Origin of the sequence: Chryseobacterium viscerum (genome assembly GCF_025949665.1) — a bacterium.
GTDB lineage: Bacteria > Bacteroidota > Bacteroidia > Flavobacteriales > Weeksellaceae > Chryseobacterium > Chryseobacterium viscerum_A.
This window is the reverse complement of the sequence record NZ_JAPDFT010000002.1, coordinates 75,700-96,496: the sequence shown is the minus strand read 5'-3', so window position 1 is coordinate 96,496 and position 20,797 is coordinate 75,700. Positions and strand designations below refer to the sequence as shown.

The 20,797-nt window shown below is 37.1% G+C and carries 29 protein-coding genes; 22 read left to right on the top strand and 7 right to left on the bottom strand.

All coding sequences use genetic code 11. The features are described from left to right. Nucleotides 1-12: 12 nt before the first annotated feature. The 7 genes from OL225_RS14630 to OL225_RS14600 form a co-directional block, all read right to left on the bottom strand. Nucleotides 13-2,739, bottom strand: coding sequence for a hypothetical protein (locus OL225_RS14630; RefSeq protein WP_264518747.1), 2,727 nt, complete (start codon nt 2,737-2,739; stop codon nt 13-15). Between the two features lie 81 nt (nt 2,740-2,820). Further along, on the bottom strand, nt 2,821-3,798 hold the full coding sequence (locus OL225_RS14625; protein ID WP_264518746.1) for a hypothetical protein: 978 nt from the start codon (nt 3,796-3,798) through the stop codon (nt 2,821-2,823). A 172-nt stretch (nt 3,799-3,970) separates the two neighbouring features. Then, nucleotides 3,971-4,393 (bottom strand): hypothetical protein, encoded by a 423-nt coding sequence (locus OL225_RS14620; protein WP_264518745.1) that lies wholly within the window; start codon nt 4,391-4,393, stop codon nt 3,971-3,973. Nucleotides 4,394-4,558: 165 nt separating this feature from the next. After that, on the bottom strand, nt 4,559-5,371 hold the full coding sequence (locus OL225_RS14615) for a hypothetical protein (RefSeq protein WP_407294646.1): 813 nt from the start codon (nt 5,369-5,371) through the stop codon (nt 4,559-4,561). A gap of 5 nt (nt 5,372-5,376) precedes the next feature. Then, entirely contained in the window at nt 5,377-6,177 is an 801-nt protein-coding gene (locus tag OL225_RS14610) for an MIP/aquaporin family protein (RefSeq protein ID WP_319800590.1), read from the bottom strand. Next, the gene (gene glpK / locus OL225_RS14605) at nt 6,132-7,628 is read right to left on the bottom strand and encodes a glycerol kinase GlpK (RefSeq protein WP_047376566.1); all 1,497 of its coding nucleotides are present in this window, start codon (nt 7,626-7,628) and stop codon (nt 6,132-6,134) included. Before glpK ends, OL225_RS14610 begins: the two co-directional genes overlap by 46 nt. A 10-nt stretch (nt 7,629-7,638) precedes the next feature. Beyond that, nucleotides 7,639-9,237: a glycerol-3-phosphate dehydrogenase/oxidase gene (locus tag OL225_RS14600; RefSeq protein ID WP_264518744.1), complete on the bottom strand. Its 1,599-nt coding sequence runs from the start codon at nt 9,235-9,237 to the stop codon at nt 7,639-7,641. A gap of 116 nt (nt 9,238-9,353) precedes the next feature. Between OL225_RS14600 and OL225_RS14595 the strand changes: the two genes are divergently transcribed. The 22 genes from OL225_RS14595 to secY all read left to right on the top strand — a co-directional run bounded on the left by OL225_RS14595 (nt 9,354) and on the right by secY (nt 20,796). Next, nucleotides 9,354-10,118, top strand: a complete 765-nt coding sequence (locus OL225_RS14595) for a DeoR/GlpR family DNA-binding transcription regulator (protein ID WP_047376568.1) — start codon at nt 9,354-9,356, stop codon at nt 10,116-10,118. 249 nt (nt 10,119-10,367) lie between these two features. Continuing rightward, on the top strand, nt 10,368-10,991 hold the full coding sequence (gene rplC, locus OL225_RS14590) for a 50S ribosomal protein L3 (protein WP_047376569.1): 624 nt from the start codon (nt 10,368-10,370) through the stop codon (nt 10,989-10,991). Then, nucleotides 10,982-11,611 (top strand): 50S ribosomal protein L4, encoded by a 630-nt coding sequence (gene rplD, locus OL225_RS14585; protein WP_047376570.1) that lies wholly within the window; start codon nt 10,982-10,984, stop codon nt 11,609-11,611. The genes rplC and rplD overlap by 10 nt, the downstream gene beginning before the upstream one ends. 3 nt (nt 11,612-11,614) lie before the next feature. Continuing rightward, nucleotides 11,615-11,905, top strand: a complete 291-nt coding sequence (gene rplW / locus OL225_RS14580) for a 50S ribosomal protein L23 (RefSeq protein ID WP_047376571.1) — start codon at nt 11,615-11,617, stop codon at nt 11,903-11,905. Nucleotides 11,906-11,927: 22 nt separating this feature from the next. Then, on the top strand, nt 11,928-12,749 hold the full coding sequence (gene rplB, locus OL225_RS14575; RefSeq protein ID WP_034678013.1) for a 50S ribosomal protein L2: 822 nt from the start codon (nt 11,928-11,930) through the stop codon (nt 12,747-12,749). Between the two features lie 2 nt (nt 12,750-12,751). Further along, nucleotides 12,752-13,030 (top strand): 30S ribosomal protein S19, encoded by a 279-nt coding sequence (rpsS, locus tag OL225_RS14570; protein WP_034678015.1) that lies wholly within the window; start codon nt 12,752-12,754, stop codon nt 13,028-13,030. A 2-nt stretch (nt 13,031-13,032) separates the two neighbouring features. Next, nucleotides 13,033-13,431: a 50S ribosomal protein L22 gene (rplV, locus tag OL225_RS14565; protein WP_047096818.1), complete on the top strand. Its 399-nt coding sequence runs from the start codon at nt 13,033-13,035 to the stop codon at nt 13,429-13,431. A gap of 7 nt (nt 13,432-13,438) precedes the next feature. Further along, nucleotides 13,439-14,188 (top strand): 30S ribosomal protein S3, encoded by a 750-nt coding sequence (gene rpsC, locus OL225_RS14560; protein WP_034694675.1) that lies wholly within the window; start codon nt 13,439-13,441, stop codon nt 14,186-14,188. A 98-nt stretch (nt 14,189-14,286) separates the two neighbouring features. Then, nucleotides 14,287-14,712, top strand: a complete 426-nt coding sequence (gene rplP, locus OL225_RS14555) for a 50S ribosomal protein L16 (protein WP_029297776.1) — start codon at nt 14,287-14,289, stop codon at nt 14,710-14,712. A gap of 12 nt (nt 14,713-14,724) precedes the next feature. After that, nucleotides 14,725-14,910 (top strand): 50S ribosomal protein L29, encoded by a 186-nt coding sequence (gene rpmC, locus OL225_RS14550; protein ID WP_034694678.1) that lies wholly within the window; start codon nt 14,725-14,727, stop codon nt 14,908-14,910. A 12-nt stretch (nt 14,911-14,922) separates the two neighbouring features. Next, a complete protein-coding gene (gene rpsQ / locus OL225_RS14545; protein ID WP_027371715.1) occupies nt 14,923-15,177 on the top strand; it encodes a 30S ribosomal protein S17 in 255 nt (84 codons plus the stop codon). 2 nt (nt 15,178-15,179) lie between these two features. Then, nucleotides 15,180-15,548 (top strand): 50S ribosomal protein L14, encoded by a 369-nt coding sequence (gene rplN, locus OL225_RS14540; protein WP_002983226.1) that lies wholly within the window; start codon nt 15,180-15,182, stop codon nt 15,546-15,548. A gap of 21 nt (nt 15,549-15,569) precedes the next feature. Then, nucleotides 15,570-15,896 (top strand): 50S ribosomal protein L24, encoded by a 327-nt coding sequence (gene rplX, locus OL225_RS14535; RefSeq protein WP_047376572.1) that lies wholly within the window; start codon nt 15,570-15,572, stop codon nt 15,894-15,896. Between the two features lie 11 nt (nt 15,897-15,907). Then, a complete protein-coding gene (gene rplE / locus OL225_RS14530; protein ID WP_047376573.1) occupies nt 15,908-16,459 on the top strand; it encodes a 50S ribosomal protein L5 in 552 nt (183 codons plus the stop codon). Nucleotides 16,460-16,462: 3 nt separating this feature from the next. Then, nucleotides 16,463-16,732, top strand: a complete 270-nt coding sequence (gene rpsN / locus OL225_RS14525; RefSeq protein WP_047376574.1) for a 30S ribosomal protein S14 — start codon at nt 16,463-16,465, stop codon at nt 16,730-16,732. Between the two features lie 146 nt (nt 16,733-16,878). Continuing rightward, a complete protein-coding gene (gene rpsH / locus OL225_RS14520; RefSeq protein ID WP_047376575.1) occupies nt 16,879-17,277 on the top strand; it encodes a 30S ribosomal protein S8 in 399 nt (132 codons plus the stop codon). A gap of 17 nt (nt 17,278-17,294) precedes the next feature. Next, nucleotides 17,295-17,840, top strand: a complete 546-nt coding sequence (rplF, locus tag OL225_RS14515) for a 50S ribosomal protein L6 (RefSeq protein WP_047376576.1) — start codon at nt 17,295-17,297, stop codon at nt 17,838-17,840. A gap of 15 nt (nt 17,841-17,855) precedes the next feature. Then, nucleotides 17,856-18,209: a 50S ribosomal protein L18 gene (gene rplR / locus OL225_RS14510; RefSeq protein ID WP_034694689.1), complete on the top strand. Its 354-nt coding sequence runs from the start codon at nt 17,856-17,858 to the stop codon at nt 18,207-18,209. A 19-nt stretch (nt 18,210-18,228) separates the two neighbouring features. Beyond that, nucleotides 18,229-18,750 (top strand): 30S ribosomal protein S5, encoded by a 522-nt coding sequence (gene rpsE, locus OL225_RS14505; RefSeq protein WP_047376577.1) that lies wholly within the window; start codon nt 18,229-18,231, stop codon nt 18,748-18,750. 10 nt (nt 18,751-18,760) lie between these two features. Beyond that, nucleotides 18,761-18,937: a 50S ribosomal protein L30 gene (rpmD, locus tag OL225_RS14500; protein WP_047376578.1), complete on the top strand. Its 177-nt coding sequence runs from the start codon at nt 18,761-18,763 to the stop codon at nt 18,935-18,937. 20 nt (nt 18,938-18,957) lie between these two features. After that, the gene (gene rplO, locus OL225_RS14495; protein ID WP_047376579.1) at nt 18,958-19,407 is read left to right on the top strand and encodes a 50S ribosomal protein L15; all 450 of its coding nucleotides are present in this window, start codon (nt 18,958-18,960) and stop codon (nt 19,405-19,407) included. 9 nt (nt 19,408-19,416) lie between these two features. After that, entirely contained in the window at nt 19,417-20,796 is a 1,380-nt protein-coding gene (gene secY, locus OL225_RS14490) for a preprotein translocase subunit SecY (protein ID WP_047376580.1), read from the top strand. The last annotated feature ends 1 nt before the right edge of the window (nt 20,797 follow it).

Below are 20,797 nucleotides of genomic sequence, written 5' to 3'. Positions count from 1 at the left end.
TTTTGGTTTGTATTATTTCATAAAATAGCTGAAATAACTACAGCTTCCCATCAGGTTTTTCGTTGTTTCAGTATCAGAATACTGAGCTTTCAACTGAGCAAAATAGGTTCTGTATTTCTGGTTTTTAAGATTGTCCATTTCCTTTTGGCGGGCATCTTCTTTTTCAGACCACTTAGGATCGGAATAATCAAAATCTTTTGGGGCCTTCGCTTCGTACTGATAGTATTTACCCTGTTCAGCGCTTGCCATCTGGAATAAGATTCTTGCTTTTTCTTCCTTATTGGTGGAAAGTTTAAGCGCCTTTTGATAATAGTTGATTGACAGATCAAAATTATCAGGTTCAATATAAGAAGTGTCAAGGAAATTCTTATAATAATACTTGTAAGGATTCTTTCTGTCTGTGCTCCAGAAGTCATATTTACCTCCGTTGCTGTTGTCGATATCCATTACAAACAATTCACGGTAATATCCTAAAATAGAGGTGTTGTACAATAGGTTTCCGATAAGCTGGTTGGCTTTTGCTGCCTTTTCACCCGTTCCGTTTCCTATCTTTTTCAGCTGAATCAATGCGTCTGCTAATTCAAGTTTGTCCATGCTGGTTTTAATGAAAGGGAAATCAGTATAGCTCTCAGCTTTCATACTTTCTGTATCCGGACTTCCGAAGCTTTCCCAAACATTATGCCCGAATACAAGATCTGAAATATTTTTGAACCCGTCGTATTCAGCAGGAGCATATTGTTTGGCTGTGATGGTCTGTCCATTCTTTTCTGTCCATTCATAATTCTGTCTTGGGATACCAGCAAAGTTTTTTGCTTTTTCATAATAAGATTTCGCCTTTTCAAAATCGGCAAGTCTCATTGCTCTGTCCCCATAAATGGTACTGAAGAAGGCATCGATATTACCTACGCTGTCCATGTTTTTGACAATAATCTGCTGTTCAAACTGAGTTTTATTAGGCTTTCTGTAAAATTCTTCCACACTTTTTACAAGGCCAGAATTCGGGTTGTACTGAAGATCCGAAAGCTTATTGTTCATCAGGAATGATTTTCCATCTTCTCCCTGAAGGAAATAACGGTTTGCCATAACATCCTTTAGAAAATCGGCAGTAGACGGCACTTCACCATAATAATCGAAATTATCAGTAGTGGCTGTGTCTTTCTCTACCTTTTTCTCCACGAAATATTCAGCATAATCTTTCATCAGGTGATCTTCATAGGCAGCATCAATTCTTGGCTGGGAAACAATGTCATTCAGAACTTTCATTCTTTTGATCTCTTCCAGATATTCAGGGTTTGTTGTTTTGATGTCTTCCAGGATTTCTGTACTTCCTTTGTAATCTTTTTTCAGGAATTTAAGATAAGCATCTGCGATCTGCCAATATTCATCCTTAGACTTTTCTTTGGTTTTGTCGGTGAACTTCTGAAGATCGTCAAGATAGTCCTTCATCTTATCATCGTATCCATAGCCAGAAGTAGTATAGAACGGAATCCTGTTTGGATTGTCCAGCAATTCATCATCGCTTTGATCTGTTTTCTTTCCATCCGCAGATTCTTTAGATTTTGAACCTCCGAAAAGATTTTTAAAGAACCTTACTATTTTTTGCCAGAAAGAAAGTTTTTCCTCTTTTACTTCAGTTTTTGTCGTGGTATTGGCATCTTTTGAAGCAGCATTGCTATCAGCTTTTCCTCTTTGTATATATGGATTATTGGCTGCATCTGACGTATAATAATAAGTAGGCAGATAGCTTCTTTCCAGTTCATTGATGCTCCTGGCTGCCATGACCTTCAGAATTTCAGAATCAGGATTAATTTCATACATCTTTTCCATCGTAGGAATAGGATTGTTGAAATCTTCATATCCTAAAAGAAAATAAGCCATATTCTTTTCTTCGTTGGTATTGGCTCTTTTCATGATATTACTGAAAGATGCCGTATCAGACAGTTTCATCGAAACAAATGCAGATTCCTTACGGTCTTTGCTGTTCATGAATACCTGAAAGAAATTCCAATTGGCATCACTGTTCATTTCCAGTCCTCTTTGTGCACCTGCTAATTGGTCCAGAGACATGAAATAAACTGTACCTTTCAATTTAATTGGAGCAACATAGGTTTTAAAAGCCTGCACTGCAGAATCATAATTTCTTGTATAATGATTCAGACGTACCAGCTGATATCCGTAACGTTGTTTGATTTCCGGGTTTCTCGCGGCATTGTACAAAGAAGTTAAAGCAGCAATGGTTTTATTATAATCAAGAGCTGTGGCGTTTTTCCTGTTGGCATCTCTGTCATAATAAAATGAATTCTCATTTTCAACATAATTGATGCTCATATAAGGTTCCAGATACTTGGCTTCAATCAAATAATCAAGGCCTTCCTTATATTTTTGGTAGAATCCTGTTCCTAGCTTTTGTAGGAGTGGATTTGTCGGGCTTCCATTCTTTAAGGCATTCAGGTCGTTCATGCTCACTTTATATACCAGATTCTGAGTTTCGGTATAGCTAAGCTGATTGTTAAAGAACTTTCTCCATGTTTCAATATTATCATCAGGAATCAAAGAGGGGTTGTACCCCCCATAGAACCTGCTCGAATAACTGTGCAGAAAAGGAAGGTAGGCCTTATCCTTGATAATGCTTTGTGTAAAAAGGTTGAAGTAATCATAATCAGGATCTGACCACGCACAGGCGTCAGATTTTGTATAGAAAAGTGATACAACCGCAAGTGAAAGAATATACTTTTTCATAGGATTCGCAGTGTTTTTTTGATTTTTTATAATAGTTTATGGTTTGGTCTTGACAGTTGGTGTGCCTCTATCTCTGAGAGATTAAAATTTTCGATCTAACACAAATTTACTATCTAATTGATAATAAATAATATTAAAATGTGGGATTTTTTTCTGTAAAAAAGCGATAACCTCTTCAAGCTGTTCTTCGGAGATTTCTTCTACCTTTATTTTGAAACCTTTGTTTAAATAACTACCAAAGTAAAATCCGTCTTTCAAAATCTGAATCTCATGATCGGATATCTTTTTGAAATTTGGGTTTTCAAGATCTCTTTTGGATAAAGCATTGATGAGTTTATGCTTACCCAAATGATTGGTCACAATTCCCCAGGAATAAATAGGAAGTGCTACTTCAATCTTTTTGATAGGGTAGTCTTCCATTTTTGAAAGATAGCTTTTTAGGATATTTACATCCAGAATTGAGTTCTTATCAGAATTTTCCAGTGGCGACGAAGTGGAGTAGCACATGAGATACACTTTTTCCACGGGAGGAATTCCGGTCTGCTTTTTATCTTTCACCTGATGAAGGCGAAGTGTACAGGTGACTTCCTTTCCGGAGACCTTTTTGAGCTCTTTCAGAAATTTAAAATAATCATTTCTGGTTCCGGCTGTCCAGTCACAGTCGATCTGAATTTCATTGTTGGTTTTCAAATGGTGTTCTTTCGATTTCTTTTGAATTAAGAGATGGACGCTTTCCGCAAGAAACCTTATCTCTTCTGCAGAAATACCAAGAAATATTTGATTGGTAATGAAAACCGTGGGAACAATCTGCTTATCCGTTTGAAAACTTTTGTCTTTTGTGATGGCAGCCACCGGCTGAAATTTTCTGTTCACTTTATCTACATCAAAAAATCTTGTGTACAAATAAGGAACGGTTGCCTGATCTAATGTTTTCTTTTCTTCGCGGTCCAGCTTCAGATTGGTTTTCCAGTAATAAAATGTGTAAGGATGATCCTCTTTCCTGCTGCATGATACAACGAGAAAAAGAAGGAATAGGAATAAAATTTTAAAATGTCTCATTGATACGAATCACTCTTGAAGCGACAATTCATTGTAGCTATATGTTTTTTCAAAAATAAAGATATTTAAGGAGAATATAAACCGTAAAATCCCGGTGATTAATTTGACGGGATTGCTTTTCATAACAAGAAAGCCGCCCCGGATGGAGCGACTCTCTCTATATATTATTTTACTACTTGTAAAGTTCACTTTCACATTTGCAGGTCTCTTTATCGATGCTCTCCCTGGAAGAGCAGCAGCCATCAAGATGTAAAATATTTCCCCTTTCATCGGTAAGATAAATCTTGTCTTTGTCGAATTTCACAAGAAAAGTCTCTTCATATTTCTTGAAAACTACTTTCATTACTTTATTGGGGGCGTATTTTCCGGCATTTACTTCCTCTTCTGTCTTTTCTCCGTCAGCCTGATTCACCTGAACATATCCAAAATGAACATCGCCATTCGATTTTATATCCAGATAATAGTGGGGAGTACCGGTGCCACTATAACCTTTCATAATATCAAAGCTTCTGTGTCCGGTAAAAGGGACTTTTACCTGTTGTGCCAACGTAAAAATACTGATGCACAGGATCATTAAACTGAAAATCTTTTTCATTAATTTTTTTTCAAAAATAAAGATATTTATGCAAAATGTTCTCCGTAAAAACCCGGTTATTGGTGGTTTTTTTACCCTATTTTAAATTCATATAATGAGGAAGAGCAGTGTAACACAAAACCACCCCAAAAGGAGTGGTTTTTCTATAATTTAGTTTCATTCAGATTAAAAAACGGTTGCTGCAAGCTGAATTCTGGCGTATTTGTTAGAAGGATTCCACATGGCCATCATTGATACAGGAAGACTGTAGTGATCTGTAATCTTAACTACCTTACCTGCTTTTACACCTATATTGACAATGTCGAAGCTGTTCTTGCCGTTACCATACAAAAAGGTTTTGTCGTTAAGAGCAAATCCGGCTCCTACAAAAGCATCCAGGTTTACTTTCTGACCACTGATGACAGGATAACTTGCCTGAACATACGTAGAATATCTGTTTTTCTTATAACTTCCATCAGCTTCCAAAATGACTTCTCCCGCATTGGCTCCTCCATACAGCATAATGTCAGCTTCAATATTGATTGGAAAAGAAGGTCCGAAAGTATAATTTGTTCTTAAATCAATAATATGGGCTGTTCTTCTCTGTGAATAGCTGAAGATATCATCAGCGGCCACAGCAGTATTGATGTTTCTGGAGTTATAAAGATCCCATAATCCAATATAAAAACGCCCGTCAGAATACTGAACATAGTAATTGATCTCCTTATAATGAGTGTTGTCCTTATCATCCGCTAATGCAGAAGCTCCCCATATTCCCACTTTCCATTTCTTCTCCGCATCCAAAGCATATGAAAGATTTCCCATCACAACAGGCTTGTCTGTAATAATAAGCCCTCTCCATAAGTGATTGTTCTGAATGTTGGCTGTAAAATCAAGCCTTCCTTCTTTGGTTTCCTTGGTTTCACCATTTTCCTGTGAAAATAATCTTCCTGTGCCTATAGCAAGAAGAAAGATTCCCTTTAAGATTTTTTTCATCATTTGTTTTATTTTAAAAATCCATATATAACTGCTGCAATAATAGCACCTGTAATTGGGCCTATAACAGGAATCCAGGCATATCCCCAATCACTGCTTCCTTTTACAGGTAAGATGGCGTGCATGATTCTTGGGGCAAGATCTCTTGCAGGGTTGATGGCATATCCTGTAGTTCCTCCCAGGGATAAACCAATCGCCCAAACTACAAATGTAACAGGGATTGCTCCAATAGAACCAAGGCCTACTTTGGCTGTAGGGTCTGCCTGTAAAGAAATACTAGGGTCTGCAAAGTAAAAGACACAGAATACCAGTACAAACGTTCCGATAATCTCACTGATAAGGTTGGAGGATGTTTTTCTGATAGCAGGACCTGTACTGAAGCATGCCAGTTTAGCTCCCTCATCTTCAGTAATCGCAAAATGATCTTTGTGGAACAGCCATACTAAAAATGCACCCAGCATTCCTCCTATCATTTGAGCTGCGATATAAGATGGAACCAAATCCCACGAAAATTTTCCGGCAGCCGCAAGACCAATGGTTACAGCCGGATTCAGATGGGCCCCGCTTATTGGCCCTGCAACGGTTACTCCCACAAATACGGCCAGTGCCCATGCAGTAGTAATAACAATCCATCCGGAATTATTTCCTTTCGTATCTTTCAAGACAACATTGGCTACAACACCGTTGCCTAATAATATAAGAAGCATCGTCCCGATAACTTCTGCGATAAATGGGGTCATATAAGTTTTTTTTGATAAGTTAATTAATCTTCTATCCAGCTTTGAGAACGTGATACAGCTCTTCTCCATGAGTGTACCATTTTATCAACATGTTCTTTTTCCAACTGAGGATGGAAATCTTTATCAACAATCCATTGAGACTGAATTTCAGCTACATCTTTCCAGTATCCTACAGCAAGGCCGGCAAGGTAGGCTGCTCCTAATGCTGTTGTTTCAAGTGTTTTAGGGCGTATGATTTTAAAACCGAATAGGTCAGACTGTATCTGCATCAGAAGATCACTTGCAGAAGCGCCACCGTCTACTCTTAATTCAAGGCTTGCTCTTCCGGAATCTGCTTCCATAGCTTTTACAATATCATAAACCTGAAATGCAATTCCTTCCAGTGTTGCTCTGGCGATATGTCCGTCAGTGGTACCGCGGGTGATTCCTACAATAGTACCACGAGCATATTGGTCCCAGTGAGGAGCCCCAAGCCCCGTTAATGCAGGGACGAAATAAACACCGCCGTTATCTTCTACAGAAGCAGCCAGTTCGTTCACCTGATCAGAAGAATGAATAATTTTAAGACCATCTCTCAGCCATTGAATAGCTGCACCTCCTACAAATACACTTCCTTCTAGTGCATAATTAACTTCTCCATTGATTTTCCAGGCTACTGTAGTAAGAAGATTATTTTTAGAAGAAACTGCTTCAGTCCCTGTATTCATTAATAAGAAACATCCTGTTCCATAAGTGTTTTTTACCATTCCCGGAGTGGTACACATTTGTCCGAATAAAGCAGCCTGTTGGTCACCTGCAATTCCGGCAATCGGGATTTTGGTAGAGAATAGGGTCGTAGCAGTTTCACCATATATTTCACTGCTTTGTTTTACTGTAGGAAGAATAGTTTTCGGAATGTTGAATAATTCTAATAAATCATGATCCCATTCTAAAGTATGAATGTTGAGAAGCATTGTTCTGCTGGCATTGGAAACATCCGTGATAAACATTTTTCCGCGGGTAAGTTTCCAGACAAGCCAGGTATCAACAGTTCCGAAACATAATTTTCCTTCTTCCGCCTTTTGTCTGGCTCCTTCTACATTATCAAGAATCCATTTTAGTTTGGTCGCTGAAAAGTAAGCATCCAGAACAAGTCCGGTTTTTTCTTTGATCATTTCCGCGTGTCCCTGTTCTTTCAGTTCATCGCAGTATTTTGAGGTTCTGCGGTCTTGCCATACGATAGCGTTGTAAATAGGCTCCCCGGTTTCTTTGTCCCAAACGATTGTAGTTTCACGTTGATTCGTAATACCGATCGCGGCAACTTCCAGTCCGGAAATACCTGCTTTCGCTATACTTTCTGCGGCTACAGAGATTTGTGATGACCAGATTTCGTTGGGATCGTGCTCTACCCAGCCTGGAGTAGGGAATATCTGTTCGAAATCTTTTTGCGATACATATTTGATTTCTCCACTGTGGTTGAAGAGAATCGCTCTGGAGGAAGTTGTCCCCTGATCTAGAGCGAGAATTAGTTTTTCATTCATGTATATAATGCTAATTTAGGTTGATAACTTTAGGTGAATAGGGTGTTAATAAATACCCTCTTGCTAATTCAATAAATTCATTTTCTTGCTGCTGAGCCCATTCTTCAGAATATCCTTTTTCTTCAGCAATGATTCTTGCTACGTTATGAGCGCTGTCTATAGCAGCTCTTGCATCAAGGAACAGTAAGCGTACTCTTCTTGCCAGGATGTCTTCAATAGTTTCTGCCATCTCCGTTCTTACGGCCCATACTATTTCTGCTACTGTGAAAGGGTGATCTGGGTGGATTTTCTGAGCATAACGCGGATTGCTTTGCTGCAATGCTTTGATAGCAGGAATATCAGATCCGTAAACGTATAGGTGATTTGTTCTGTCTACCTGTTCTGGCTTTACATTTCCATGAATGGAAAGATGTTCGGTTTTGGATTGGCTATTTCCCAACCTGTGAATTTTCATAGCTTCATCTACGGTATCTTCTGCCATTTTACGGTAGGTAGTCCATTTTCCTCCGATAATAGAAATCAATCCTGTTTCTGAAGTAATAACCTTATGACTTCGGGAAACCTCTTTTGTGTTTTTGCTGCCATCTTTAGGAGCGGCAAGAGGCCGTAGTCCTGCGAAAACAGATTTTACGTCTTCACGAGTAGGTTTTTTAGCTAAATATTGTCTTGCTGTATTTAGAACAAAGCTAATTTCTTCTTCCAATGCACGAGGTTCAAAGCTTTCATCCTTTAAAAGAGTGTCTGTAGTTCCTACTAAAGCCCTGTCATGCCACGGAACAACAAATAAAACCCTGCCGTCTGAGGTTTTAGGAATCATAATTGCATCATCACTTTTCAGGAAAGACTTGTCTAATACAAGATGAATTCCCTGGCTTGGTACAACGAGTTTACCATGCTTAGGATTGTTCATATTAAGGATATCATTCGTAAAGACTCCGGTTGCGTTAATGACTACTTTACCATGAATCTGATATTGCTGTTTAGAAAACTGATCTTCTGCAACCACACCGATTACCTTATCAGAAGCATCTTTCAAAAGGTTGACTACTTTTACATAATTAACCGCACTTCCGCCTTTTTCAATGATAGTTTGGGTAAGGTTGATCGCAAGTCTGGCATCATCAAATTGTCCGTCCTGGTAAACAACGCCACTCATCAAGTGATTTTGTTCAATAGTCGGAAGTTTTTCAACGGTTTTTGATTTGCTGATATACTTCGTTTTACCCAGACTCAATTTTCCGGCAAGGAAATCATAAATGGACAGTCCTATTTTATAGTAGATTCCTCCCCACCATGTGTAATTTGGAATAATGAAAGACTGATTTTTTACGATATGTGCTGCATTTTTTGCTAAGAGTCCTCTTTCCTTTAATGCTTCTTTTACCAATCCGACATCTCCCTGGGCAAGATATCTAACTCCACCGTGTACCAATTTGGTGCTTCTGCTGGATGTTGCTTTTGCAAAGTCATGAGATTCAAGCAATAAAGTTTTGAATCCTCTGCTTACTGCGTCTAATGCCGAACCTAAACCACTGGCTCCTCCTCCTATGACAATAAAGTCCCATTCTTTTACTTGGGTTAACTTACTGAGTTCTTCGTTTCGTTTCATAAATGTTTCGTTTATGTTTCGTTTTCAAATATATAAATTAAAAATGAAAGCAAAAAGAAAATAAATGAAATTTTAAGATGTGAAAAAAAAACGGTATTTTTGATGAAACGAATAAAATGGAAAAGCTATTACCAAGGCAGGATGAAATACTGAAAGAGCTTGATGAGAAAGGACATGTACTTGTGCAGGATCTGTGTGAGAAGCTCAATGTTTCTTCAGTTACGATCCGAAAGGATCTGAATTATCTCGAAAGTCTTGGGCTTCTTTTCAGAAATCATGGAGGAGCAAGTAAGCAGGTAAGATATGCTTATGAAAAAAATGTTGGTGAAAAAGAAAATATCAATGTGGAAGCCAAACAGGCTATTGCAAAAGCTGCTTTATCATTGATTCAGGAAAATGACTGTATTATATTAGCTTCCGGGACAACAATGCATTATCTTGCCAGAATGCTGGTGAACTTTGGGCCGCTTACGGTACTCACATCTTCTTTGAGGGTAGCAATTGAGCTTTGTAATAATCCTAATATTAATATTATACAGCTGGGTGGAGAAGTGCGAAAAAGCTCTACTTCTATAGTGGGATCTATTTCTGAAGGAATTCTAAAACAGTTTTCCTGCAATAAGCTTTTTCTGGGAGTAGACGGTATTGATTCGGAGTTTGGAATTAGTACTTCCAATGCTGCGGAAGCTCACCTGAATCAGATTATGATGGAATGTGCGGATCAAACTGTAATTCTTGCAGATTCCTCCAAACTGAATAAAAAAGGATTTGGAAAGATTTCAGGATTGGATCAGGTGGATTATCTGATTACTGATAATGGAATTTGTGCTGAAGATAGGGCTGGGCTGGAAGAAGTTGGGGTAAAAGTGATGGCTCAATAAGGTCTTCATCTTGATTTCTTTTTAAAAATCAAAATAAATCTTTGAGAAATCTGTTCTGGATTTTTTCAAAATCACCTAATCGATTAAAAATCAAAATATTTTACTCAAAATATTTGTCAGTTATAAAATTATTCATAAATTTGCACACTCATTTTAGGAGCGTAGTATGCCTATATCAAAAGTAGAAATTACTTCAGACTTCCCAAAAATGGTGATAAATAAAGGATAAATTTTATTATAATATAAACAATGTCAGGTATTATTGGTAAAAAAATCGGTATGACGTCTTTGTTTAACGAAGAAGGAAAAAACATTCCTTGTACAGTTATTCAAGCTGGTCCATGCTCGATTTTACAGGTCAGAACCTTAGAAAAAGACGGTTATACAGCTGTTCAATTAGGTTTCGATGACAAGAGTGAGAAGAACGTTGGTAAAGCGTTAGCTGGTCATTTTAAAAAGGCTGGTTCTACTCCTAAAGCTAAATTAGTAGAATTCCACGATGGATTTACTGAAGCAAAAGTAGGAGAGGTAGTAAGTGTTGATCTATTCATCGAAGGTGAGTATGTAGATGTAACAGGAACTTCAAAAGGTAAAGGCTTCCAGGGTGTTGTTAAAAGACACGGATTTGGAGGTGTAATGCAGGCAACTCATGGTCAGCACAACAGACTTAGAGCTCCAGGTTCTATCGGTGCTGGTTCAGACCCTTCAAGAGTATTCAAAGGGATGAGAATGGCTGGAAGAATGGGAGGTGAGCAGGTAACTGTTCAAAACCTTCAAGTGTTAAAAGTTGATCAAGAACAAAATCTTTTAGTAGTAAAAGGTGCTGTTCCGGGAGCTAAAAATTCTTATGTAATTATCAGAAAATGGAACTAGTAGTATTAAATACATCAGGAAAAGAGACCGGAAGAAAAGTAACTCTAGACGAAACAGTATTCGGAATTGAGCCAAATCAGCACGCGGTTTACTTAGAAGTTAAACAGTATCTTGCTGCACAAAGACAAGGTACTCATAAATCGAAAGAAAGAAGCGAAATTACTGCTTCTACTAAGAAGCTTAAGAAGCAAAAAGGATCTGGATCTGCTAGATACGGGGATATCAAATCTCCAACTTTCAGAGGTGGAGGTAGAGTATTCGGACCAAAACCAAGAGACTACAGATTCAAATTGAACAAAGCTCTTAAGAGATTAGCTAAAAAATCTGTTTTATCTCAAAAAATGAGAGACAACAGCATTAAAGTTTTAGAAGATGTGAGCTTTGCTGCTCCTAAGACTAAAGATTTCATCAATGTATTAAATGCATTGGAACTTAACGGTAAAAAATCTTTATTCGTTCTTCCTGAAGCTAACAAGAATGTATATTTATCTTCAAGAAACTTACCTAAAACTAAAGTAATGAACTTCAACGAGATCAGTTCTTACGATTTAGTAAATGCAGGTGAAATTATTTTCTTCGAAGGTGCAGTTGAAAAATTCCAGGAAAATTTAAAGAAATAAGTCATGTCTATTATTATTAAACCAGTTATTTCAGAAAAGGCTAATTACCTTACAGATTTAAGAGGTTCTTATTCTTTCTTAGTTGATCCTAAGGCGAATAAAATCCAGATTAAAAAAGCTGTTGAAGCAGCTTACGGTGTAAAAGTAGCAGACGTTAACACAATGATTTATGCTCCGAAGGTTTCTTCAAAGTACACTAAAAAAGGTCTTCAAGTAGGAAAGACAAACAAATTGAAAAAAGCGGTAATCAAACTTGCTGAAGGTGAGGTTATCGATATTTTTGCTGTAAATTAATTATTAATTATAAATAATAGTAATGTCTGTTAGAAAATTAAAACCTATCACCCCGGGACAGAGATTCAGAATTGTAAACAATTTTGAGGAAATTACTACCAACAAACCAGAGAAATCTCTAACAGTTGGTATTAAAAAGTCAGGTGGACGTAACCAAACAGGTAAAATGACCATGCGTTACACCGGAGGTGGACACAAAAAGAAATACAGAATTATTGACTTCAAAAGAAACAAAGCAAACGTTGAAGCAACTGTAAAATCTGTAGAATACGATCCAAACAGAACTGCATTTATCGCTTTATTAGAGTACGCAGATGGAGAGAAGAGATATATCATCGCTCCAAACGGTATCAAAGTTGATCAGAAAGTAGTTTCAGGAGAAAGCGTTGAACCAAACGTAGGTAACGCAATGAAATTGAAAAACATTCCATTGGGTACTGTAATCTCTTGTGTTGAAATGAAGCCTGGTCAAGGTGCAATTTTAGCAAGAAGTGCTGGTTCTTCAGCTCAATTAACTTCTAGAGATGGTAAATATGCAATCATCAAGTTGCCTTCAGGAGAATCAAGAATGATCCTTACTGAGTGTATGGCAATGATTGGTTCAGTTTCCAACTCAGATCACCAATTAACTGTATCAGGTAAGGCTGGTAGAAGCAGATGGTTAGGTAGAAGACCAAGAACAAGAGCGGTTGTAATGAACCCAGTAGATCACCCAATGGGTGGTGGTGAAGGACGTTCTTCTGGAGGTCACCCAAGATCTAGAAACGGTATGCCGTCTAAAGGTTACAAAACTAGAAAGAAAAACAAAGTGTCTAACCGTTACATCGTATCTAAAAGAAAATAATTATGGCAAGATCACTTAAGAAAGGACCGTTCATTCATCATACTTTAGATAAGAAGGTTCAGGCAAATATAGAAGCTAACAAGAAAACTGTTATCAAAACTTGGTCTAGAGCATCGATGATCTCTCCGGACTTCGTAGGACAAACTATTGCTGTACACAATGGGAAATCTTTTATCCCGGTTTACGTTACAGAAAACATGGTTGGTCACAAGTTAGGCGAATTTTCTCCAACAAGATCTTTCAGAGGTCATGGTGGTAACAAAAATAAAGGAAGCAGATAATCATGGGATCAAGAAAACAAGATAGTTCAATCGCAAGAAAAGAAGCTAACAAAGACGTTGTAAAAGCTTCATTAAATAATTGCCCGTCTTCTCCAAGAAAAATGAGATTAGTTGCTGATATCATTAGAGGAGAGCAGGTAGACAAAGCACTTTATATCCTAAAATATTCTAAGAAGGATGCTTCTAACAAGTTAGAAAAATTACTTCTTTCTGCTATGGCAAACTGGCAGACTAAAAACGAAGGTGCTGATATTGAAGAAGCAAACCTTATCGTTAAAGAAATCTTCGTGGATAGTGCAAGACAATTGAAGAGACTAAGACCAGCTCCACAAGGTAGAGGGTATAGAATCAGAAAAAGATCTAACCACGTTACATTAATCTTAGGTAACAAAGAAAATTAATCAAGGTATGGGACAGAAGACAAATCCAATTGGTAATAGATTAGGTATCATCAGAGGATGGGATTCTAACTGGTTTGGTGGAAACGATTATGGAGACAGAATCGCTGAAGACTACAAAATCAGAAGATACCTTGAGGCTAGATTATCTAAAGGTGGTATTTCAAAAATCTATATTGAAAGAACACTAAAATTAGTAACAGTTACAATTACTACTGCTAGACCGGGACTTATCATCGGTAAAGGAGGTCAGGAAGTTGATAAATTGAAAGAAGAATTGAAGAAACTTACAGGTAAGGATATTCAAATCAACATCTTCGAAATCAAAAGACCTGAATTAGATGCTGTATTAGTTGCTGATAGTATTTCTAAGCAAATTGAAAACAGAATTTCTTACAGAAGAGCTGTTAAAATGGCAATGGCAAGTACTATGAGAATGGGTGCTGAAGGTATCAAAGTTCAAATCTCTGGTAGATTGAATGGTGCTGAAATGGCAAGATCAGAATCTTTCAAAGAAGGAAGAATTCCATTGTCAACTTTCAGAGCTGATATCGATTACCACTGGGCAGAAGCTCACACTACTTACGGTAGACTAGGTGTAAAAGTTTGGATCATGAAAGGTGAAGTTTACGGTAAAAGAGAACTTTCTCCACTAGTGGGACAACAGAAAAAAGGAGGTCAGTCAGACAGAGGAAACAGAGGAGGAGACAGAGACAACAGAAGACCTAGAAAAAACAACAACAATAACAATAATAATTAAAATTTTAGATTAGAAATTTTGAATTTTAAATTACCGTTACTTTTTTAAAATTAAAAAAAATCTAAAATCTAAAATCTAAAATCTAAAATTTAGAAATTATGTTACAACCAAAAAGAACCAAATTCCGTAGAGTTCACAAGATGAAGATGAAGGGGAATGCCCAGAGAGGTAGTCAACTTGCTTACGGAACTTTTGGGATCAAAGCAACGGAAGGAGCTTGGATCACTGCAAGACAGATTGAAGCAGCTCGTATTGCTGCGACAAGATATATGAAGAGAGAAGGTCAACTATGGATCAAAATCTTCCCAGATAAGCCAATTACTAAGAAACCAGCGGAAGTACGTATGGGTAAAGGTAAGGGTGCTGTTGAATACTGGGTAGCTGTAGTAAAACCAGGTAAGATTATGTTTGAAATCGGAGGTGTACCTTACGATATCGCTAAGGAAGCTTTAAGACTTGCTGCACAAAAATTACCAGTAGTTACTAAATTCATCGTTGCTAACGATTTTGTTAAACCTCTATAATCTTTGAATACAATGAAAAATGCTGATATTAAAAATTTAAGCGCGGGTGATATTCAAGCTCAATTAACTGAAGCAAAAGCTCAATATTCTAAATTGAAATTAGCTCATGCAATCAGCCCAATTGAAAACCCGATTCAAATCAGAGATTTGAGAAAAACAATCGCAAGACTAAACACTGAGTTAACTAACAAACAATAATTTCATTTTACAATGGATAGAAATTTAAGAAAAGAAAGAATCGGAGTGGTTTCCAGCAATAAAATGGAAAAAACTATTGTTGTTAGTGAAACTACAAGAGTAAAGCACCCGATGTACGGTAAATTCGTTTTGAAAACGAAAAAATATACTGCACACGACGAGAACAACGAATGCACAGAAGGTGATACAGTTTTGATCCAAGAAACTAGACCTTTGAGCAAGAGCAAGAGATGGAGATTAGTAAGAATCATTGAAAAAGCTAAGTAATAATGTTACAAACAGAATCAAGATTAAAAGTTGCTGATAACACAGGTGCTAAAGAAGTACTAGTTATTAGAGTTCTGGGAGGAACCAGAAGAAGATATGCTTCAGTTGGTGATAAAATCGTTGTTACTATCAAGGATTCTACACCATCAGGAAACGCTAAAAAAGGTCAGGTATCTAAAGCTGTAGTAGTAAGAACTAAAAAAGCAGTAAGAAGAAAAGATGGTTCATACATCAAATTCGACGACAATGCTTGTGTATTACTAAACGCAGCGGGAGAAATGAGAGGAACACGTGTTTTCGGACCGGTTGCTCGTGAGTTGAGAGACAAAGAATATATGAAAATCATTTCATTAGCTCCTGAAGTACTTTAATTTTTAAAATTTTTAAAAGAAATGTCAAAGTTAAAAATAAAAAGAGGAGATAACGTAATCATTACTACTGGTAAGAAAGATATCAAAGGTAAGACTGGTGAAGTTATTGAAGTGATTAAGAAAGAAGGAAAAGACCCTAGAGTAATCGTTGCAGGACTTAACATCGTTAAAAAACACGTTAAGCCTTCAGCTTCAAATCCTCAAGGAGGAATTACTGAAAAGGAAGCTTCTATTCATATCTCAAACGTAGCTTTAGTTGGTAAAGACGGAAAAGCTATCAAAATCGGTTACAAAATCGAAGGAGATAAGAAAGTGAGAGTTAACAAAAAAACGGGTGAAACTTTATAATTTGAATTAACATGGAATTTATAGCAAGACCCAAAAAAATATACAAAGAGCAAATTGTTCCTGCAATGATGGAAGAATTTGGGTACAAGTCTATCATGCAAGTACCTAGATTAGAGAAAATTGTTGTATCACAAGGTTTAGGAGATGCTACTGCAGATAAGAAAATCATTGATTATGCTGTAGAAGAATTGACAAACATTACAGGTCAGAAAGCAGTAGGTACAATCTCTAAGAAAGATGAAGCTGCATTCAAACTAAGAAAAGGAATGCCTGTAGGAGCAAAAGTAACATTGAGAGCTCACAGAATGTATGAGTTCTTAGACAGACTTACTTCTTCTGCTTTACCACGTATCAGAGATTTCTCTGGTATCAAAGCAGATGGTTTCGATGGTAGAGGTAACTACAACTTAGGTATTACTGAGCAAATTATCTTCCCTGAAATCGTAATTGACAAAGTGAAAAAAATCCAAGGGATGGACATCACTTTCGTTACAACTGCGAAGACAGATAAAGAAGCTAAAGCATTATTAACTCACTTCGGTTTACCATTTAAAAAGAACTAAGAAATGGCTAAAGAATCAATGAAAGCGCGTGAGCGCAAAAGAGAAGCACTAGTTGCTAAATACGCTGACAAAAGAAAAGCTTTAAAAGAAGCTGGTGATTACGAAGGACTTCAAAAATTGCCTAAAAATGCTTCTCCTGTAAGATTACACAACAGATGTAAACTAACAGGTAGACCAAGAGGATACATGAGAACGTTTGGTATTTCCAGAGTAACTTTCAGAGAAATGGCTAACAACGGTCTTATCCCAGGTGTAAGAAAAGCTAGTTGGTAATAATTACTAATTAAAAATCGGGACAATTAAGTTGTCAGGATACTAAAGAACAATAATATCAGACTGAAGTTTTCTGAAGTCTGATATTTTTCTCTTCAAGTCTTTTCAATACTGATTGTCTTTAACCAATAATTTATAAAAGAAAAATGGTAACAGATCCAATTTCAGATTTCCTAACAAGAGTAAGGAACGCACAAAGCGCAGGCCACAAAGTGGTGGAAATTCCTGCATCGAAAATCAAAAAGGAGATTACTAAGATCCTATTTGATCAAGGGTATATCTTAAACTTCAAGTTTGAAGATAACGCTGTTCAAGGAGTGATCAAAATCGCTTTAAAGTACGATAAGCAAACTAACAAACCTGCTATTAAGTCTATTCAAAGAGCTTCTAGACCAGGTTTGAGACAGTACAAAGGTTCTACTGAACTTCCAAGAGTACTAAACGGTTTGGGTATTTCTATCATCTCTACTTCTAAAGGAGTAATGACTGACAAGAAAGCTAGAGAAGAGAAAGTAGGCGGTGAAGTAATCTGCTATGTTTATTAATTTTTAATCAGAGGAAAATGTCAAGAATTGGTAAAGCAATTATAACAATTCCAGCTGGAGTTACAATCACTGAAAACAACGGTGTAGTAACTGTAAAAGGAGCGAAAGGAGAACTTTCTCAGGAGCTTACAGCAGGAATTACTTTAGAACAAAAAGATGGTGAGCTTAATGTAAACAGACCATCTGATTCTAAACAACACAAAGCGCTTCACGGTTTATACAGAGCGTTGATCGCCAACATGATCGTTGGTGTATCAGAAGGTTTCGAAAAGAAACTAGAACTAGTAGGGGTAGGATACAGAGCTTCTCACGCAGGTCAAAAACTTGAGTTAGCTTTAGGATTCTCTCACGGTATCGTATTAGAACTTCCAAGTGAAGTAAAAGTTGATACATTGACTGAAAAAGGTAAAAACCCAATTATTACTTTAGCGTCTCACGACAAGCAACTTCTAGGAATGGTTACTGCAAAGATCCGTTCTTTCAGAAAGCCTGAGCCATACAAAGGAAAAGGTGTAAGATTCGTAGGAGAAATTGTTAGACGTAAAGCTGGTAAATCTGCTTAATAAATTATAAGTATTATGGCATTAAGTAAATTAGAAAAAAGAATAAGAATCAAAAGAAGAGTAAGAGGGAAAATCTCTGGATCTTCTGAATTGCCAAGATTATCTGTATATAAAAGTAATAAGGAAATTTACGCTCAGTTAATCGACGATAAAAATGGTAAAACTTTAGCATCAGCTTCTTCTAGAGAAAAAGGTGTAGACGCTAAAGGTACTAAGACTGAAGTTTCTGCTGCTGTTGGTAAAGCTATCGCTGCTAAAGCTATCGCTGCAGGAATCGAAAGTATTGTATTTGACAGAAACGGTTTCGTATATCACGGTAGAGTAAAAGCTCTAGCTGATGGTGCGAGAGAAGGTGGACTTAAATTCTAATCATTAAATTTCGGAAAATATGTTAGGACTAGATAATATAGAAAGAGTAAAACCGGGAGGATTAGAATTAAAAGATCGTCTCGTAGCTGTTAACAGAGTAACAAAAGTAACTAAAGGAGGTAGAGCTTTCGGATTTTCTGCTATTGTTGTAGTAGGTAATGAAGAAGGTATTATCGGTTTTGGTTTAGGAAAATCTAAAGAGGTTGCTTCTGCAATTGCTAAAGCAGTTGAAGACGCTAAGAAAAACCTTGTGAAAGTTCCTGTAATGAACCACACTATCCCTCACCAAACTACTGCTAGATACGGTGGTGCAGATATCTTCTTAAGACCTGCTTCTCACGGTACAGGACTTATCGCCGGTGGTGCGGTAAGAGCGGTATTGGAATCTGCTGGTATTCACGATATCCTTTCAAAATCTAAAGGATCTTCTAACCCTCACAACGTGGTGAAAGCTACTTTCAAAGCGTTATTGGATATCAGAAGACCTGAAGAGATCGCAAGAATGAGAGGAATTTCTCTAAGTAAAGTGTTTAACGGTTAATATTAAAACAATGGCAACAATTAAAGTAAAACAAGTAAGAAGCGCTATTGGTAGAACAAAAACCCAAAAGAGAACGCTTGAAGCATTAGGATTAAAAAAACTTCACCAAGTTGTAGAACATGAAGCTACTCCTTCTATCTTAGGAATGGTAGCTGCAGTAAGCCACTTACTTGAAGTTCAAAAATAATTTTATAAAAGAGAATTAAAATGAATTTAAACAATATACAACCTGCTGCAGGATCTACTTTCAACTCAAAAAGAATTGGTAGAGGTCAAGGTAGTGGAAAAGGAGGTACTTCAACAAAAGGACACAAAGGTCAGAAAGCTAGAGCTGGTTATTCTCAGAAAATCGGTTTCGAAGGTGGACAGATGCCTTTACAAAGAAGATTACCTAAATTCGGATTCAAAAACGTAAATAGAAAAGAGTTTAGAGGAATTAACCTTGATACTATTCAAACTTTAATCGAGAACAAATCCATCACTGGAGATATCACGAAAGAAGTTTTAGTAGCAAACGGGATAGTTTCTAAAAACGAATTAGTGAAAATTATGGGTAGAGGAGAATTGAAATCAGCGGTTTCAATCTCTGCTGACAAATTCACTAAATCTGCTGAAGAGCTTATTGCTAAGGCAGGTGGAAAAGCAATTACCTTATAATACTTACTAATGAAAGAATTTATACAAACACTTAAAAATATATGGAGCCTAAAGGAGTTAAGAGATAAAATTCTCTTTACGTTAGGTATTATCCTTGTGTATAGATTCGCATCTTATATCTCACTTCCTGCAATTAACCTTGCAGAGGTGGGAGATCTCTTAGAGCATTATAAAAATCAAGGCGGTAACAAGCAAGGAGCAGGTCTCCTTGGCTTGCTTTCGTCGTTTACGGGGGGAGCTTTCAGCCACGCTTCCGTAATGGCGTTGGGTATCATGCCTTATATTTCTGCTTCTATTATTGTTCAGTTGATGGGAATGGCTATTCCTTATCTTCAGAAGCTTCAGAAAGATGGAGAGTCAGGTAGAAATACATTGAACCAAATTACAAGATGGTTAACAATTGGAGTTTGTCTGGTACAGGCACCTTCTTATTTAACTTCTATTACTCAATTATTCTTACCATATGCTCAGTTCCAATCTGCATATTTTGTAGAGCCAAATTCTATCATGTTCTGGTTGCCAAGTATTGTAATCTTGGTTGCTGGTTCAGTATTCGCAATGTGGTTAGGTGAAAAGATTACCGACAAAGGAATCGGAAATGGTATTTCCATCCTTATTATGGTAGGTATTCTTTCAAGACTACCTGAAGCATTCGTACAGGAGATGGCCGTGCAGAACGGAAAAGGAGGAATGGGATCTATCATGATCCTTATTGAAGTATTATTCTGGATGGTAGTTGTTCTTCTAGCCGTGATTTTATCTGTGGCTGTTAGAAAAATTCCAATTCAGTATGTAAGCAGAGCTCAAGCAAGAGGAGGTGTAAACAAGAATCTTATGCAGGGCGCAAGACAATGGATTCCATTGAAAGTAAATGCTGCTGGTGTAATGCCAATTATCTTTGCTCAGGCATTGATGTTCGTACCAGGATTATTAACAAAATTCGATGAGTCTAACACTTTTCTTGCAGGTTTCAAGAATGTTTTTAGCTGGCAGTACAATGTATTGTTTGCGCTATTAATTATTATCTTCTCGTTTTTCTATACTGCAATTACAATTCCGGTGAACCAGATGGCTGATGATTTGAAGAGAAATGGAGGTTTAGTACCGAAAGTAAGACCGGGGAAAGAGACAGCAGATTACTTAGATGATATTTTATCAAAAATTACCTTGCCAGGTGCAATTTTTTTATCTATCTTTGCAGTCCTTCCAGCAATTGTGCATGGAAGCTTTGTTCAGACAGATGCGTTTGCCCTATTTTTCGGGGGAACGTCACTATTAATTATGGTAGGTGTAATTTTAGATACCGTTCAACAGATTAATACATATCTGCTGAATCATCATTATGATGGCTTAATGCAGTCTAAACTGTCTAGAACGACTGGATATTAAT

Bases quoted from the DNA above. Each gene is read 5' to 3' on its own strand.
- rpsE (WP_047376577.1), top strand. From the start codon at position 18,229: ATGTTAGGACTAGATAATATAGAAAGAGTAAAACCGGGAGGATTAGAA.
- rplR (WP_034694689.1), top strand. From the start codon at position 17,856: ATGGCATTAAGTAAATTAGAAAAAAGAATAAGAATCAAAAGAAGAGTA.
- rplN (WP_002983226.1), top strand. From the start codon at position 15,180: ATGTTACAAACAGAATCAAGATTAAAAGTTGCTGATAACACAGGTGCT.
- OL225_RS14615 (WP_407294646.1), bottom strand. From the start codon at position 5,371: ATGATGAAAAAAATCTTAAAGGGAATCTTTCTTCTTGCTATAGGCACA.
- rplB (WP_034678013.1), top strand. From the start codon at position 11,928: ATGTCTGTTAGAAAATTAAAACCTATCACCCCGGGACAGAGATTCAGA.
- OL225_RS14610 (WP_319800590.1), bottom strand. From the start codon at position 6,177: ATGGAGAAGAGCTGTATCACGTTCTCAAAGCTGGATAGAAGATTAATT.
- rplF (WP_047376576.1), top strand. From the start codon at position 17,295: ATGTCAAGAATTGGTAAAGCAATTATAACAATTCCAGCTGGAGTTACA.
- rpsQ (WP_027371715.1), top strand. From the start codon at position 14,923: ATGGATAGAAATTTAAGAAAAGAAAGAATCGGAGTGGTTTCCAGCAAT.
- rpmC (WP_034694678.1), top strand. From the start codon at position 14,725: ATGAAAAATGCTGATATTAAAAATTTAAGCGCGGGTGATATTCAAGCT.
- rplE (WP_047376573.1), top strand. From the start codon at position 15,908: ATGGAATTTATAGCAAGACCCAAAAAAATATACAAAGAGCAAATTGTT.
- OL225_RS14595 (WP_047376568.1), top strand. From the start codon at position 9,354: ATGGAAAAGCTATTACCAAGGCAGGATGAAATACTGAAAGAGCTTGAT.
- rplO (WP_047376579.1), top strand. From the start codon at position 18,958: ATGAATTTAAACAATATACAACCTGCTGCAGGATCTACTTTCAACTCA.
- OL225_RS14620 (WP_264518745.1), bottom strand. From the start codon at position 4,393: ATGAAAAAGATTTTCAGTTTAATGATCCTGTGCATCAGTATTTTTACG.
- rpmD (WP_047376578.1), top strand. From the start codon at position 18,761: ATGGCAACAATTAAAGTAAAACAAGTAAGAAGCGCTATTGGTAGAACA.
- rpsH (WP_047376575.1), top strand. From the start codon at position 16,879: ATGGTAACAGATCCAATTTCAGATTTCCTAACAAGAGTAAGGAACGCA.
- rpsN (WP_047376574.1), top strand. From the start codon at position 16,463: ATGGCTAAAGAATCAATGAAAGCGCGTGAGCGCAAAAGAGAAGCACTA.
- rplC (WP_047376569.1), top strand. From the start codon at position 10,368: ATGTCAGGTATTATTGGTAAAAAAATCGGTATGACGTCTTTGTTTAAC.
- OL225_RS14600 (WP_264518744.1), bottom strand. From the start codon at position 9,237: ATGAAACGAAACGAAGAACTCAGTAAGTTAACCCAAGTAAAAGAATGG.
- rplV (WP_047096818.1), top strand. From the start codon at position 13,033: ATGGGATCAAGAAAACAAGATAGTTCAATCGCAAGAAAAGAAGCTAAC.
- OL225_RS14625 (WP_264518746.1), bottom strand. From the start codon at position 3,798: ATGAGACATTTTAAAATTTTATTCCTATTCCTTCTTTTTCTCGTTGTA.
- rplP (WP_029297776.1), top strand. From the start codon at position 14,287: ATGTTACAACCAAAAAGAACCAAATTCCGTAGAGTTCACAAGATGAAG.
- secY (WP_047376580.1), top strand. From the start codon at position 19,417: ATGAAAGAATTTATACAAACACTTAAAAATATATGGAGCCTAAAGGAG.
- rplW (WP_047376571.1), top strand. From the start codon at position 11,615: ATGTCTATTATTATTAAACCAGTTATTTCAGAAAAGGCTAATTACCTT.
- glpK (WP_047376566.1), bottom strand. From the start codon at position 7,628: ATGAATGAAAAACTAATTCTCGCTCTAGATCAGGGGACAACTTCCTCC.
- rplD (WP_047376570.1), top strand. From the start codon at position 10,982: ATGGAACTAGTAGTATTAAATACATCAGGAAAAGAGACCGGAAGAAAA.
- rpsC (WP_034694675.1), top strand. From the start codon at position 13,439: ATGGGACAGAAGACAAATCCAATTGGTAATAGATTAGGTATCATCAGA.
- OL225_RS14630 (WP_264518747.1), bottom strand. From the start codon at position 2,739: ATGAAAAAGTATATTCTTTCACTTGCGGTTGTATCACTTTTCTATACA.
- rplX (WP_047376572.1), top strand. From the start codon at position 15,570: ATGTCAAAGTTAAAAATAAAAAGAGGAGATAACGTAATCATTACTACT.
- rpsS (WP_034678015.1), top strand. From the start codon at position 12,752: ATGGCAAGATCACTTAAGAAAGGACCGTTCATTCATCATACTTTAGAT.